This is a genomic window from Nevskia sp. (assembly GCF_023266035.1).
Classification (GTDB): Bacteria; Pseudomonadota; Gammaproteobacteria; order Nevskiales; family Nevskiaceae; genus Nevskia.
In genome coordinates this window covers 1-13,754 of sequence record NZ_JAHFRY010000129.1, presented here as the reverse complement: position 1 = coordinate 13,754, position 13,754 = coordinate 1, and the positions used below count along the sequence as shown (strand labels likewise).

The window sequence follows — 13,754 nt, the reverse complement described above, 5'->3', positions numbered from 1 at the left end:
ACGCGAGCGCCGCGCGCTGTTCAAGCAGCAGGTGATCGGCGGCGAAACCACGGCTACCGGCGCATTCGAGACCGGCCCGCTCGCGCATCGCTGGGTCGCCGGCTTCGAGCTGGAACGAATCCGCACGATGCAGTCGCGCAACGGTACGGAACGCAATCTCACCGCTGGCACCGAAACCTCGACGATCGGCCCGGATGCCTTTCCGGTGCGCGATTTCCCGATCACCCACACCATCGAAGCCGGCTTCTACGCGCAGGACGACATCCGCTACGGCGCGCTGACCGTGATTCCGGGTCTGCGAGTCGACTACTACGATCTCGATCCGCGGCCGGACAGCATCTTCATCGAAGACAATCCGGGCGTTGAACCCAGCGGCCTGAACAAGCTCAATCTGTCGCCGAAGCTCGGCCTGGTCTGGCGCTTCAACGAGCGCCTGAGTGCCTACGGCAATTACGCGCGCGGCTTCCGGGCGCCGCCGTATTCGGACGTCAACGTCGGCTTCACCAACTTCCAGTTCGGCTATACGGCGGTCCCGAATCCGGATCTCAAGCCGGAAACCAGCAACAGTTTCGAAGTCGGCCTGCGTGGTGGTGTGGAAGACGCCACGGCCTCGGTCGCGGCGTTCTACAACCGCTATCGCAACTTCATCCAGAGCTTCGTCTCGCAGGGCGTCAATGCCGATGGCCTGCTGGTGTTCCAGTCGCAGAACCTGACCAAGGTGCGCATCTTCGGCGCCGAAGCGAAGGGCGAACTCGGTGGTGCGCTGCTCGATGCTTCGCTGAAAGACTTCCGCCTGCGTGGCGCACTGGCCTGGGCGAAAGGCGATGACCTGTCGGCCCATGTGCCGCTGAATTCGATCGACCCGCTCACCGGCGTCGTCGGCCTCGCCTGGCGTCCGGCAGCGCTGCCGGTGTCCGCCGAGCTGGTATCGACGATGACCATCGAAGACAGCCGCACCGACAACAGCAACGGCCAGGGCTATCAGGCGCCGGGCACGGTCCGCGTCGATCTGCTCGGCGAATGGCAGGTCACGCCGAAGGCCGATTTCAATCTCGGCCTGTTCAACCTCGGCGACCGCCGCATCGTGCCGGCCGCCAGCGTCCAAGGCCGGCTTGCCAACGATCCGGCGATCGACCGTTTCAGCCAGACCGGCTTCAACGTCGGCGCCAACGTTCGCCTGCGTTTCTGAATGCTCTCGTCCACATGCTCAAGGGAATCGTACCGATGAGACTGCCCGCACTACTGGCGCCGCTGGCGCTGCTGATTGGCGCTTGCAGCGCCACGCCGCAGGCGCCGATCAATCTGTCGCCGAGCACGCCGCCCGTTGCCGACAAGGCCCGCTTCGATGCCGATCGCAAGGCGATCCTGGCGATGGCCGGCGAGTTCAAGGTGGCTTTCCAGTTCGATGAGGACGTGCCGCTGAAAGCCGGCTACAAGCCGCACGAGCAGCATCGCAGCGGTGCCTTCGAGTTCGTCGAAGTGCTCGAAGACAGCGGCACGCGGATCGTCCTTCAGCATGTGCTGGTGATCGGCGATGACGTCATCAAGCACTGGCGGCAGGACTGGCAGTACCAGCGCGCGCGGCTCTGGGCCTACACCGGTGATGACACCTGGGTGCGTCGCGAGCTGAGCGAGCGCGATGCCGCCGGCACCTGGACGCAGGCGGTCTGGCAGGTCGACGACAGCCCGCGTTATGCCGGCATCGGCCGCTGGACGCATGAGGGCGGCGTGTCGTCGTGGACCTCGGAAGTCGAATGGCGGCCCTTGCCGCGCCGCGAGCTGACCACCCGCAACGACTACGACAAGCTGATCGGCAGCAATCGTCAGACCATCACGCCGACCGGCTGGGTCCACGAGCAGGACAACCTGAAGATCGATCGCAAGGCCGTTGGCGGCGAGCAGGTGCTGACTCACGAACGCGGCCTGAACACCTACACCCGGGTCAGCGATTACGACTTCAGCAAGGGCCGCCGGTACTGGCAGGAAACCCGCGACTACTGGGCCGTGGTCCGCCAGGCCTGGGATGACCGTTTCGCCAGGCACGACCGGTTGGTGATCCGCGCCGCTCAGGGCGAGGAGCGGCTGTATCAATCGATGTTCGAGCAGGCCGAGGCGCTGAGCACTCAGAAGATGGCCGCCACCGAAATGCGCAGCTGGATCGACCGCGTGCTCGATCGCTTCGTCGAACCTTCGCAGCTCGCGGCCAAGGTGCAATGAGCGCGAACGCGTACTTCAGTTCAACCGGCGCGCGCAGCGTCGATGTTGCCGCCGCCAACGATGACGGCCAGCAGCACAGTCACCGGCGACTGACTGCGTCTTTCCTGTTCCCTCGCCAATGCCTGTCCCGACCGTTGCCGGAGTTCACGCCATGCCCCTGCCAGTCCGCTTTCGTCACCTCGCTGTTGTCGGCCTGCTGGTCGCGGCGGGCAATGCCCACGCCCATCAGATCTGGATCGAGCAGGACGCCAAGGGCGCCGCGCTGTATTTCGGCGAATTCCGCCTGAACCTGCACGAGGACTCGCCGGGCATTCTCGACAAGCTGGCCAAGCCGGTCGGGCTGCTGATCGCGGCCGATGGAGCCGAGCAGGGCGTGGTGCTGGAGAAGAAGACCACCGAGTACGTGCTGGCCAGCCGCGCGGCTGCCGGGCAATCGCTGCTGGTGGAAGACCTGGCGTATCCGGTGCGCGAGGCGCGTGGCGAACTGGGCCTGACCGGCAAGATGCTCTGGGTGCCGCATGCCCGTTACGTGTCGGATCTGGTCGCGCGCAAGCCGAAGCTGGCGCTGGACATCGTGCCGACCGGCGAGGCCGGTGCGTTCCGGGTTTTCTGGAATGGCGAAGCGGTGCCGGGCGCGAAAGTCGAAGTGGTGGCGATGTCCGGCTGGTCCCGCGAAGTGGCGGCCGATGAGACCGGCACCATCCACGCGCTGCTGCCCTGGCGCGGTCGCTATCTGCTGCTGAGCCATCACACCGAAAAGACCCCGGGCGAAGCCGGCGGCAAGCCCTACGACTTCATCACTCACACCTCGACCCTGTCCTTCGAACTGGCCAAGGGCGACCAGTCACCACCGGTGCCGGCGCTGGCTGCACCGAGTCTGTAGAGCCAATCACGGCAACTCTTCAACCACCACACCCTCCACACATGCAACCGATAGCCCGAATCACCGTCGCCGCGCTGACTGCGACTGGCTTGCTGGCAGCCACCCCCGTATCCGCCCGGACCGTGCTGCAGATCGCGCCGCCCGATCAGCCAGCCGCGGAAACAACGGCCGCCGCGAGCTCCGACGACGCCGTGCAGCTTGCGCCGGTGGTGGTCAGCGCCAGTGCCGATGCTTCGGCGCAAGGTCTGTCGCGGGCTTACGCGGGCGGGCAGGTGGCACGTGGCGGAAGGGCCGGCATCCTCGGCACGCGGGACAACCTCGAAACGCCGTTCTCGATCACCAGCTACACCAACGCGCTGATCCAGGATCGCCAGGCGAAGAGCGTCGGTGACGTGCTGCAGTCCGATTCCGGCGTGCGCGTGGCGCGCGGCTTCGGCAACTTCCAGGAGGCGTACATCATCCGCGGCTTCGTCCTCGGCTCGGACGATGTTGCCTATAACGGTTTATATAGCCTGCTGCCGCGTCAGTACATCGCCACCGAACTGTTCGAGCGCGTGGAAGTGCTGCGTGGCGCCTCGGCGTTCCTGACCGGCGCCAATCCCGGCGGTGGCGGCATCGGCGGTGCGATCAACCTGCTGCCGAAGCGCGCGCCGAACGATCCGCTGACCCGCTTCACCGCCGGCACCGGCAACGGCCCCTACGGCAGCGGCGCGCTCGACGTGGCACGCCGCTTCGGTACCGACAATGCCTTCGGCGTGCGCATCAACGCGGCCTATCGCGATGGCGACACCGCGGTCGATGACGAACAGGCGAAGCTCGGCCTGGTCTCGATCGGGCTCGACTGGCGCGGCGATTCGGCGCGCTTGTCCGGTGACATCGGCTACCAGAACAACCAGCTCGACCAGACCCGCACCAACATCCAGCTTGGCCGGGATGTGACCCGCGTGCCGGATGCGCCGGACGCCAGCAAGAACTACGCGCAGCCTTGGTCGTACTCGAACGAGCGCGATCTGTTCGGCACGCTGCGCGGCGAGTACGACCTCGTCAAGAACCTGACCGCCTACGCTGCCTATGGCTTGCGCCGCAGCAAGGAAGCGAACTCGCTGGCCAACATCACGGTCACCGATGCCGACACCGGTGCGGCCAATACTTCGCGCTTCGACAACACCCGCAAGGACCGCGTCGATACCGGCGAAGTCGGCCTGCGCGGCAAACTGGCGACCGGCCCGGTCAATCACGAACTGGTGTTCGCCGCGTCCTACTTCGAGGCCGAGAAGGACAACGCCTATGCCTTCGATTTCTTCAACACCCTGGCGACCAATCTGTACACGCCGACCGCGTCGCCGCGTCCGGACTTCAGCGCCAACGCCTTCGTCGGCAACCAACTCGACAACCCGGAACTGACCAATCGCACGACGCTGACCAGCTATGCGGTCGGCGACACGCTGGACTTCCTCGACAAGCGCGTGCTGTTGACGCTCGGCCTTCGCCATCAGACGCTGAAGGTGGAGAACTACGCCTACACCACCGGCGAGCCTGCTCCGGTTTACGACGACTCGCGGCTCAGTCCGTCGGTGGGTCTGGTGGTGCGCGCGAGCAAGCAGATTTCGCTGTACGCGAACTACATCGAAGGCCTGACTCAGGGCGACACCGCGCCGAGCCAAGCCACGGCGACGCCTGGCAAGGTGCTGGCGCCGTATGTGTCGCGGCAGAAGGAAGTGGGCATGAAGTTCGATGCCGGCAAGCTCGGCGGCGGCCTGGCGCTGTTCACCACCAAGCGGCCAAGCGGCTTGGTCAACGCCCAGAACGAGTTCCAGGCCGGCGGCCAGGATCGTCATCAGGGTGCCGAGTTGAACGTCTATGGCATCGCTGCCCCCGGCCTGAAAGTGCTTGGCGGCGTGACCTGGCTCGACGCCGAGCAGCAGACGACGAGTGGCGGCGCGACCGATGGTCAGCGCGTGATCGGCGTGCCGCGCATCCAGAGCAACATCGGCCTGGAGTGGACGCTGCCGGTGCTGCCCGACATGGCGCTCGATACCCGCTTCGTGCAGACCGGTGCCAGCTACTACGACTCGGCCAATGCGCTGCGGGTGCCGGGCTGGGCGCGGATCGATCTCGGCGCGCGTTATCGCATCGACGTCAGTGGCCATGAGCTGACCCTGCGTGCGCGCATCGACAACCTCACCGACAAGGACTACTACGCCTCGGCTGGTGGTTTCACCGGGCTGGGCTACCTCGTCGTCGGCGCGCCGCGCAGCTTCGTGTTCAGCATCGCCGTCGATCTCTGAAGCCTGTCGTCATGCCCGCGATCCAGACCCAATATCTATCGCGGGCATCCGCTTCATTGGCGCCGGTGCTCGGCACCGTCAGCCGCGTGCTGCTGGCGGTGGTCGGGGCTTACTTCTTCACCACCGCGAGCGTGATGCTCGCGGCGCGTGGCATCGCCGACCTCGGCTTGATGAGCCGCAGCGATGCAGTGGTGCTCGCCGCGATGCTCGGCTTCCTGCTCTATCTGGGCCTGCTGCTGTGGGCGTTCGCCGAGCGGCGGCTGGGGCGCGTGGCGATCGTGCTCGGTGGCGGCAGCTTGCTGCTGCACGGTGCCGCCACGTTGCTGCAAGCGCCGGCCTGAGTCTTCAACCAGAAACCCCTTATGGACGACACATTCCGCAAATCGATGGGCTGGCTGCACACCTGGGCCGGCGTGGTGCTGGGCAGCGTGATGTTCGCGATGTTCTGGATGGGATCCTTGAGCGTGTTCGATCGCGAGATCGACCGCTGGATGATGCCGGCCACCCGGCTCGCCGCTGCGCCAGCGGATTTCTCGCTGGACCGAAGCGTGTTGCCGATCGCCCAGGAACTGGCCGCCGCTTCGCCGCAGTGGGGCATCAGCCTGCCCACCGAGCGCACACCGGTGCTGCGGCTCAACTACGTCGGCGCCGACAAGCAGCGCGCGCGCCGTGATTTCGATCCGACCACCGGCGCGCTGATTGCCGATCAGGGCACGCTCGGCGGCACCGGCTTCATCTATCCGTTCCACTACATGCTGCACATCAAGTGGCGGCAGCTGGGTTACTGGATCGTCGGCGTGGCCGCGATGGCGATGCTGGTGCTGCTGGTCAGCGGCGTGATCATCCACAAGAAGATCTTCACCGACTTCTTCCTGTTCCGGCCGAAGAAGCAGTTGCAGCGCGCCAGTCTCGATCTGCACAACCTCACGGGCGTGCTCGGCCTGCCGTTCCATTTCGTCATGGTGCTGTCGGGCCTGATCATCTTCATGGGTATCTATTTCCCGACCGCGCCGCTGGCTACCTACGCCGATACGCCGGATGCGAAGAAGGCGTTCTCGGGCGATGCCTACGGCCGCTACAACCGCGACAAGGCCAATCAGCCTGGCAGCCTGGCGTCGCTCGACGGGATGGTCGCCAGTGCCGAGCAGCAGTGGCAGGGCGGTCGGCCGTTCTTCGTGCGGGTGATCAATCCGGCCGATGCCAACTCGGTGGTGGAAGTGCGCCGCAGTTCGGCCAGTGACATCATGGTGAATCTCGACCAGATCTATTTCGACGGCACCACCGGTGCCGTGCTGAGCCGCTTCGAAGCGGCACCGGTGATGACCGTACAGCGCTTCATCAGCGGCCTGCATCTGGTGCAGTTCAAGCACTGGGCCCTGCGCTGGATCTATTTCGTGCTCGGCCTGAGCGGCTGCGTGATGATCGCCACCGGCTTCATCTTCTGGCTTGAAGCGCGGCGCGCCAGCCACGCGAAGAAAGGCTTGAAGGGCGTGCGGATCGTCGAAGCGCTGACCGTCGGCAGCGTCACCGGCATCATCGCGTCGACGGCCATGTTCTTCGTTGCCAACCGTCTGCTGCCGCTCGATGCGCAATGGCTGGGCTACGAGCGTCCGCAGCTGGAGACTGGGGCGTTCTATCTGCTCTGGCTGGCCAGTTTCGCGCACGCGGCGCTGCGGCCGCGGCGAGCCTGGCGCGAACAGACTGCTGCCATCGCCGTACTGGCGGTGCTGGCGGTGCTGCTCGACGCGCTGACCACTCACGATCATCTGAGCACCGTGATGCGGGGGCAGTGGGCCGCCGTCGGCATGGATGGCGTGCTGCTGCTTGCGGCCGTCATCGCCGCGTTTGCTGGCCGGCACATGGCGCAGCGCAAGCCGGTGCTGCGTGCGGTCCGATCGCCATCGCGCAACCCCGAGCTGGAACATGGCTGACCCCTTGTTGCTGATCGTTGCCGCGGGCGCGGCCTATCTCGGTTTCGCGCTGTTCGCCCTGTCGCAATCACGGCACTGGCAACAGGTGGCGCCCAGCCATGTCGCGCAGCCGCCGCAGAAGAAAGCCCTGCGATTGCTTGGCTCTCTGGCGCTTGCTCTGTCGCTGAGCTGTGCCTGCCTGCGCGATGGTCCGGCCTTCGGCCCGGTGCTGTGGCTGCTGCTGTTGAGCGTTGCCGCGCCGCTCCTGGTGTTCACCTTGAGCTGGCGTCCGCATTGGCTGCGGCGGTTGGCGCAGCGCTTGGCGACATCGGACCCAAGGCATTCCGAGTCAATCAAACGAGGCCCGATGCAGCGGGGCTAGTGCCCGAAATCTGTTTCATCCACCTATCAGCCAGCCCTTCGCCAGCTATCCATTCCTCCTGAAGGACGCTGACGATTGTGAAAAGAAAACTGATGCTGGCAACGCTGGTCGCGATGAGTGGCAGCCCGGCGATCGCCGAGGATGCGACGCCGATTGCTGCCACCGAAACTGCTGCCGAGCCTGCTGTAGAAACCCGTGTAGCCAATGCGCCCGTAACCCTGGCCCCGGTGCAGGTCACCGCTGAAAAACCGGCCGATGCCTATGTCGGCGACCTGAGCATCGGCAAGGGCTCGCTGACCATTCGCGAAACGCCGCAGTCGGCCAGCGTCATCACCCGCGAACGGCTCGATGACCAGAACGTCGTCAATATTGCCGATGCTCTGAAGTTCACCACTGGCGTCACCGTGCAGCGCTTCGATGGTGCCGGGCTGTTCAACAACTATTACGTGCGCGGTTATCAGGTCGACTCGATCCAGCTCGATGGCCTGCCGTTCGGCAGCGCCGGCAACATCGTCGACAACGACCCGGCGATCTACGAACGCATCGAAATCCTGCGCGGCCCTGGCGGCCTGTTCCAGGGTGCCGGCGAGCCGGGTGCTTCGCTGAATCTGGTGCGCAAGCGCGCACCGAGCAAGGCCTTGCTCGGTGGCGCGGCCACCTTCGGTTCCTGGAATCTGTATCGCGCCGAGCTTGATGGTGGTGCGCCGCTGACCGAGGACGGTTCGCTGCGCGCTCGCGGTGTCGCTGTCTACGAGACGCGCGACTCGTATCAGGACGTGGTCAATTCCCAGAAGAAGCTCGGCTACGGCACCGTGGAATACGACTTCGACAAGGCCACCACCCTGTCGGTAGGCGGCGTCATCCAGCGTGTCGATTCAGTGATCAACCAGGGCTTGCCGGCGTACGCCGATGGCCGCCTGCTCGATGTGCCGCGCTCGACCTTCATCGGCGCCGACTGGAACGAACTTGCCCCGAAAACCACCGATGTCTTCGCCGAGCTGGAACGCCGTCTGGCCGGTGGCGGCGAGATCAAGTTCGCCGTGCGTCGTCTCGATCGCCGGGTGCTCTACAAGGTGGCGCGCGCCAACAGCGCGGTGAACGCTGACGGCAACACCGATATCCAGACTGGCATCTACACCACCGATCGCGAAAACCTCAGTACCGATCTGTACGCCAATCTGCCATTCGATTTCGCCGGCCACACCCACAACCTGATCGTCGGCGCCAACTGGCGCGATCAGGATCAGACCAACGACAGCTCGACGTTCGCGAACAGCTATACGCAGAACGTGTTCGAGCCCGATCACGCACTCGCCGAGCCGCCGCTTCCGTACAACAGCCAGGACGACGTCAAGACCACGCAGTTCGGAGGCTACAGCCAGGTGCGACTGCGGGTGCTCGATCCGCTGACTCTGGTCGCCGGTGGCCGCATCAGCTGGTGGGAATCGCGTAGCCGCAATTTCACCCGGAACACGAGTTCGGAGTACGCCGTCGATGGCCAGCTGACGCCATTCTTCGCGGTGATCTACGACGTGCTCGAGCAGGTGTCGCTGTACGCCAGCTACGCCGACATCTTCCAGCCGCAGAACGCCATTCGGGCCGACCGCACGCTGATCAAGCCACGCACCGGCAGCCAGTATGAAACCGGTGTCAAGGCCGAATTCCTGAACCAGCGGGTGATCGCCCAGTTCGCGCTGTTCCGGCTTCAGGATCAGAACCGTGCGATCGCCGATCCGAACGATCAGCTGTTCTCGGTGCCGTCCGGCAAGGTGCGCAGCCAGGGCTTCGAAACCGAAGTCACCGGCATGCTGCTGCCGGGCTGGAACCTCAGCGCTGGCTACACCAATGTCGATACCCAATATCGCGTCAGCACGGCGGCGCAGGAAGGGCAGGCGTTCGCACCGTTCACGCCGCGTCACTCGGCGAACCTGTGGACGCGTTATCAGATCGCCAGCGGCGCGCTGCAGGGCCTGAGCATGGGCGGCGGCCTGCGCGCAGTCAGTTCGTTCTACAGCCAGGCCGGCGCGGTGCGTTTCGTCGCCGATGCCTACACCTTGCTGTCGACACAGCTTGGCTACGAGCTGAACGCGCACTGGAGCGCCAATCTCACCGTCAACAACCTGCTCGACGAGAAGTACTACGAGAAGGTCAGCGCGGCGGGCCGGCAGAACTTCTACGGCGAGCCGCGCAGCTTCACCCTGGCGCTGCGGGCGAAGTTCTGAGCGTGCGTGCAATAGGCCTTCCAGAATCATGAAACCGAGGTTGCGCCGTCGAGAAGCGGTGATCTCGTGTTTCGCCGTTGTCGTCGCATTGACAGGCTTTGCCGTGCTGGCCGAGGAGTCGTCGGCTGGCGACGCTGCCGCTAGCGAAGCGCCCGACGACGGTGCAACGCTGGCCATCATCCGGCTCCCCGACAAGCCGATCATGCTGCCGGTGCGCAAGCCAGAGCCGGTACGGCTCGATTCGGTGGTGGTGCGCGGCGAGAAGCTCGACCGCGCGCTGAGCGATACCGCGAGTTCGGTCAACGTCACCACCGGCAAGCAGATCGAGAACTACGGCGACCAGAACCTCTACGACCTCGCGCGCCGGGTTGCCAATGTGCTTGCCGATGACGATGGCAGCATCAGCCTGCGCGGCGTCAACAGCCTGGGCGCGCAGGGCTTCGGCTCGCCGAGCAGCGCGCCGGTGATCAGCCTCTATGTCGATGGCATCGCGCTCGATCCGACCGCCGTCGGTGGCAATGCCGTCGATGTCTTCGATGTCGAACAGGTGGAAATCCTGCGCGGGCCGCAGTCGACCAGTCAGGGTCGCAATGCGCTCGCCGGTGCGGTGGTCAGCAGCACGCGCGATCCGACACCGTACTGGGATTTCCTCGGCCGAGTGCGCGTTGCCACCGAGGGCTCGCGCCAGTACGCGCTGGCAGGCGGCGGGCCGTTGTCGGAGGCCTTCGGTTTCCGGCTGGCGGCCAACCGGGTGGAGGACGATGGCGACGTCGTCAACATCACCCGCAATGACGGCCATTGGGATCGCAGCGTCAACGAGCTGGCGCGCCTGAAGCTGGCCCTTACCCCGGCTTCGATCGCCAGCCTCAAGAGCGTGGTGGCGATCAGCCGTACGCGCACCGATGCCGCGCCGGAAACCATCTTCATCGCCGACAGCGCCGGCGACAGCACGCGCCGCAAGGCGACCGACAACGAGCCCTATCGCTACCTCAATGAATCGACGCTGCTGTCGTGGCGCAACGAGTACGCGCTGACGCCGGTGTTCTCCCTGAGCGGCACCACCGGTTTCATCGACACCACCGGCGATCTGGCGCAGGACTTCGATCAGACTGCCCGCGATGGCGGCAGCGCGACCCTCGATGTGAAAGGCCGGAATCTGTCCCAGGAGCTGCGCCTGAACGCGAAGGCCTGGGGCCGCGTCACCGGTTCCGTGGGCGTGTACGCGACGAGCTTCGAGGACCGGCGCGACTACGTGGCGCGTGACGTGCAGGTGCCGCTGACCGCTGTGCTGCCGGTTCCTGGCGCTGGCCAGGTGGTGGCCCGCATCGATACCACCAGCCTGGCCGCCAACAAGGGCGACAACCTGGCGCTGTTCGGCGAAGTCGACATCCAGCTGAGCGAGCCGCTGACCCTGACCCTGGGCCTGCGCTACGACCGCGAACAGCGCGAGACCAGCGTGCTGTACAGCATCGATCGAGCCGATGCCTATCTGTTCGGCAACGAGACCGTGCCCGGCATCAACGTGCTGCCGGTGCTGATCGCAGCCGATCTGCTGCCGACCACCGACGGCAAGCAGCGCGCCACCGGCAAGTACAGCGCGCTGCTGCCGAAGCTCGGCCTGCGCTACCGGCTGACGCCGGAGTGGACCTTGTTCGCGACCTACAGCGAGGCCTACCGCGCCGGCGGCGCGGAAGTGCTGCGCGGCCAGGGCACCATCAACGCGTTCAAGCCCGAGTACACCCGCAACTACGAGCTCGGCTTCCGCGCCATGCCTTGGCAGAAGGTCGGCATCAATCTGAACGTCTATCACGTCGACTGGCGCGACCAGCAGGTGGCGACCATCGACAGCGATGATGGCTTCGACTACAGCACCAACAACGCTGCCAATTCGGTGCTCGATGGCGCGGAACTGGAAACCCGCTGGCGGCCGTTGAAGGGGTTCGACCTGTACCTGAGCAGCGGCTATGCGCGCACCCGGTTCAAGGATTTCGTCGACAACGGCCAGGATTTCTCCGGCAACCAGTTCGTCGACGCGCCGCGCTTCAGTGGCAGTGTCGGCGGCAGTTACCGGCACCGTACCGGTACCTTCCTGTCGCTGAGCTACAGCAGCACGGCCGCCTACTACAGCAGCCCCGCCAACGCTGCCGACGAGCGTGGCGACATCCGCAGGCTGCTCGATGCGCGGTTGGGCTATCAGGGCCAACGGCTGGCGGCCTATCTCTACGGCCGCAACCTGCTCGATGACGACACCGTCAAGAGCAGCGTCCGCACCACCACCGGCCTGGGCCTCACCGAAGAAGGGCGGTTCGTCAGCTACGGCACCCTGCGGCGCCTCGGGGTGCAGCTGGAAGCACGCTTCTGAATTGGTTATTGAAACGCCCAACCAGTGTCCAACGATTACTTATTCCGCATGAACTCATCGACAGCAGCATCCGGATCTTCGCGAGGCCGCGCCTGGTCGCGCGGCGTGCTGGCCGGGCCGGTCTGCTTCATCACGGCGGCGCTGGTGATGGCCGGCGGCGCGCTGTGGGTTCCGAAAGGCCCGGCCAGCATCGACAACATCGCCCTGCCGATCCTGCTGTTCCCGGCGATCTGGGCGGCGCTGTTCTTCTACCTGATGCTGGACCGGAAGCTGGGCCGCGCCTGGCTGGTGGCGGCGCTGCTGTGCGCCGGGCATGCCGCGCTGATCGCGCGCCATGTGCTGGCCAGCCAGGCCGCTATTCAACCGGCCAGTCATGTCGCGAAGGAAACGGCCGGCGAGACATCACCCGCGCCGGCCACTGAAGGAGCTGAACGATGATCTCGCTGTCGCAAGGCCGCACCAAGGAATTGCTCGCCATCCACGGCTGGAGCGCCGTATTCCTAGGCCTGCTGCTGTACGCGGTGATCCTGACCGGCGTGGTGTCGGTGTTCGCACGCGAGATCGGCGACTGGTCGGCACCGCTGCAGCAAGCGCGGCCCCGGGCATTGCCGGCGCAGGGATTGGACGCGGCGATCCGCAAGGCGGCGAATGACATCGACCCGGTCTTCCACGACGAAGTCTTTTTCTTCTCCGATACCGCCGGCCGCATCCGCAGCTTCTTCCACACCCACGAAAAGAAGGACGGCAGCAAGGTCCCGGAGGAGAAGGGCGTGGAGTTCGATTTCGATCCGCGGACTCTGGCCGTGCTCGATCGCCGCGAAGGCTGGGCCGACGACATCCGCGACCGCAACGTGCCGAAGGCGCTGGCGGACTTCTTCGTCGAACTGCACGTCAGCCTGCATCTGCCGGCGCCCTGGGGCCAGCTGCTGACCGGCGTGCTCGGTCTGGCGATGCTGCTGGCGGCGGTCACCGGCTTTCTGGTTCACCGCCACCTGATCCGCGAACTGTTCACCTTGCGCAGGAACAAGGACCCGCTGCTGGTTCGGCGCGATGCGCATGTGATCGCCGGCACCTGGAACCTGCCGTTCGCGTTCGTGCTGGCGTTCACTGGCAGCTTTTTCAGCTTCGCCGGTTCGTTCGGCATCCCGGCGATGGCGATGGTGGCCTTCGGTGGCGATCAGGAAAAACTGATCGAGACGGTGGTCGGCACACCTGCCGCCGAGGACAGGACGCCAGCCGCGTTCGGCGATCTCGACGCCATGCTCGCCGATGCGCGCCAGCGCTCGGCCAGCGAGGTGGGCTCGGTGGTCATCAATCATTACGGCCGTGCCGATGCCCACGTCATCGTCAGCACGCTGGCGCCGGACGGCAAGCTCGGTGGCGCGACCTACACCTATGCCGGCGCCGGCAAGGATCCCGGCGCCGCCGCGTTCATCCAGCAGAAGCCGACGCTGGGCCTGGTGCCATCCGTCGGCAACGATCTGGTGGCG

Annotated in this window: 11 protein-coding genes; all 11 read left to right on the top strand. The window is 65.6% G+C overall.

The features are described from left to right. Nucleotides 1–1,189 (top strand): TonB-dependent receptor (locus tag Q0D45_RS17445; protein ID WP_293395728.1); only part of this gene is annotated, 1,189 nt, incomplete at its 5' end. Nucleotides 1,190–1,224: 35 nt separating this feature from the next. Then, the gene (locus tag Q0D45_RS17440; protein WP_293395725.1) at nt 1,225–2,217 is read left to right on the top strand and encodes a DUF6607 family protein; all 993 of its coding nucleotides are present in this window, start codon (nt 1,225–1,227) and stop codon (nt 2,215–2,217) included. Nucleotides 2,218–2,368: 151 nt separating this feature from the next. Further along, nucleotides 2,369–3,100: a hypothetical protein gene (locus Q0D45_RS17435; protein WP_293395722.1), complete on the top strand. Its 732-nt coding sequence runs from the start codon at nt 2,369–2,371 to the stop codon at nt 3,098–3,100. 41 nt (nt 3,101–3,141) lie between these two features. After that, on the top strand, nt 3,142–5,388 hold the full coding sequence (locus Q0D45_RS17430) for a TonB-dependent receptor (protein WP_293395719.1): 2,247 nt from the start codon (nt 3,142–3,144) through the stop codon (nt 5,386–5,388). An 11-nt stretch (nt 5,389–5,399) separates the two neighbouring features. Further along, on the top strand, nt 5,400–5,729 hold the full coding sequence (locus Q0D45_RS17425; protein WP_293395716.1) for a hypothetical protein: 330 nt from the start codon (nt 5,400–5,402) through the stop codon (nt 5,727–5,729). 21 nt (nt 5,730–5,750) lie between these two features. Then, nucleotides 5,751–7,319, top strand: a complete 1,569-nt coding sequence (locus tag Q0D45_RS17420) for a PepSY domain-containing protein (protein ID WP_293395713.1) — start codon at nt 5,751–5,753, stop codon at nt 7,317–7,319. 4 nt (nt 7,320–7,323) lie between these two features. Beyond that, a complete protein-coding gene (locus Q0D45_RS17415) occupies nt 7,324–7,680 on the top strand; it encodes a DUF3325 domain-containing protein (RefSeq protein WP_293395710.1) in 357 nt (118 codons plus the stop codon). Between the two features lie 92 nt (nt 7,681–7,772). Beyond that, nucleotides 7,773–9,902 (top strand): TonB-dependent siderophore receptor, encoded by a 2,130-nt coding sequence (locus Q0D45_RS17410; protein ID WP_293395708.1) that lies wholly within the window; start codon nt 7,773–7,775, stop codon nt 9,900–9,902. A gap of 58 nt (nt 9,903–9,960) precedes the next feature. Beyond that, on the top strand, nt 9,961–12,264 hold the full coding sequence (locus Q0D45_RS17405) for a TonB-dependent receptor (RefSeq protein WP_293395705.1): 2,304 nt from the start codon (nt 9,961–9,963) through the stop codon (nt 12,262–12,264). A gap of 48 nt (nt 12,265–12,312) precedes the next feature. Beyond that, the gene (locus tag Q0D45_RS17400) at nt 12,313–12,702 is read left to right on the top strand and encodes a hypothetical protein (RefSeq protein ID WP_293395702.1); all 390 of its coding nucleotides are present in this window, start codon (nt 12,313–12,315) and stop codon (nt 12,700–12,702) included. After that, the coding region (locus Q0D45_RS17395) for a PepSY domain-containing protein (RefSeq protein ID WP_293395699.1) at nt 12,699–13,754 on the top strand (1,056 nt) is incomplete at its 3' end. The genes Q0D45_RS17400 and Q0D45_RS17395, both read left to right, overlap by 4 nt.

What these genes read in the sequence shown, in the direction of transcription:
- Q0D45_RS17420 (WP_293395713.1), top strand. Translation starts at nt 5,751, where the DNA reads ATGGACGACACATTCCGCAAATCGATGGGCTGGCTGCACACCTGGGCC.
- Q0D45_RS17410 (WP_293395708.1), top strand. Translation starts at nt 7,773, where the DNA reads ATGCTGGCAACGCTGGTCGCGATGAGTGGCAGCCCGGCGATCGCCGAG.
- Q0D45_RS17440 (WP_293395725.1), top strand. Translation starts at nt 1,225, where the DNA reads ATGAGACTGCCCGCACTACTGGCGCCGCTGGCGCTGCTGATTGGCGCT.
- Q0D45_RS17430 (WP_293395719.1), top strand. Translation starts at nt 3,142, where the DNA reads ATGCAACCGATAGCCCGAATCACCGTCGCCGCGCTGACTGCGACTGGC.
- Q0D45_RS17435 (WP_293395722.1), top strand. Translation starts at nt 2,369, where the DNA reads ATGCCCCTGCCAGTCCGCTTTCGTCACCTCGCTGTTGTCGGCCTGCTG.
- Q0D45_RS17400 (WP_293395702.1), top strand. Translation starts at nt 12,313, where the DNA reads ATGAACTCATCGACAGCAGCATCCGGATCTTCGCGAGGCCGCGCCTGG.
- Q0D45_RS17425 (WP_293395716.1), top strand. Translation starts at nt 5,400, where the DNA reads ATGCCCGCGATCCAGACCCAATATCTATCGCGGGCATCCGCTTCATTG.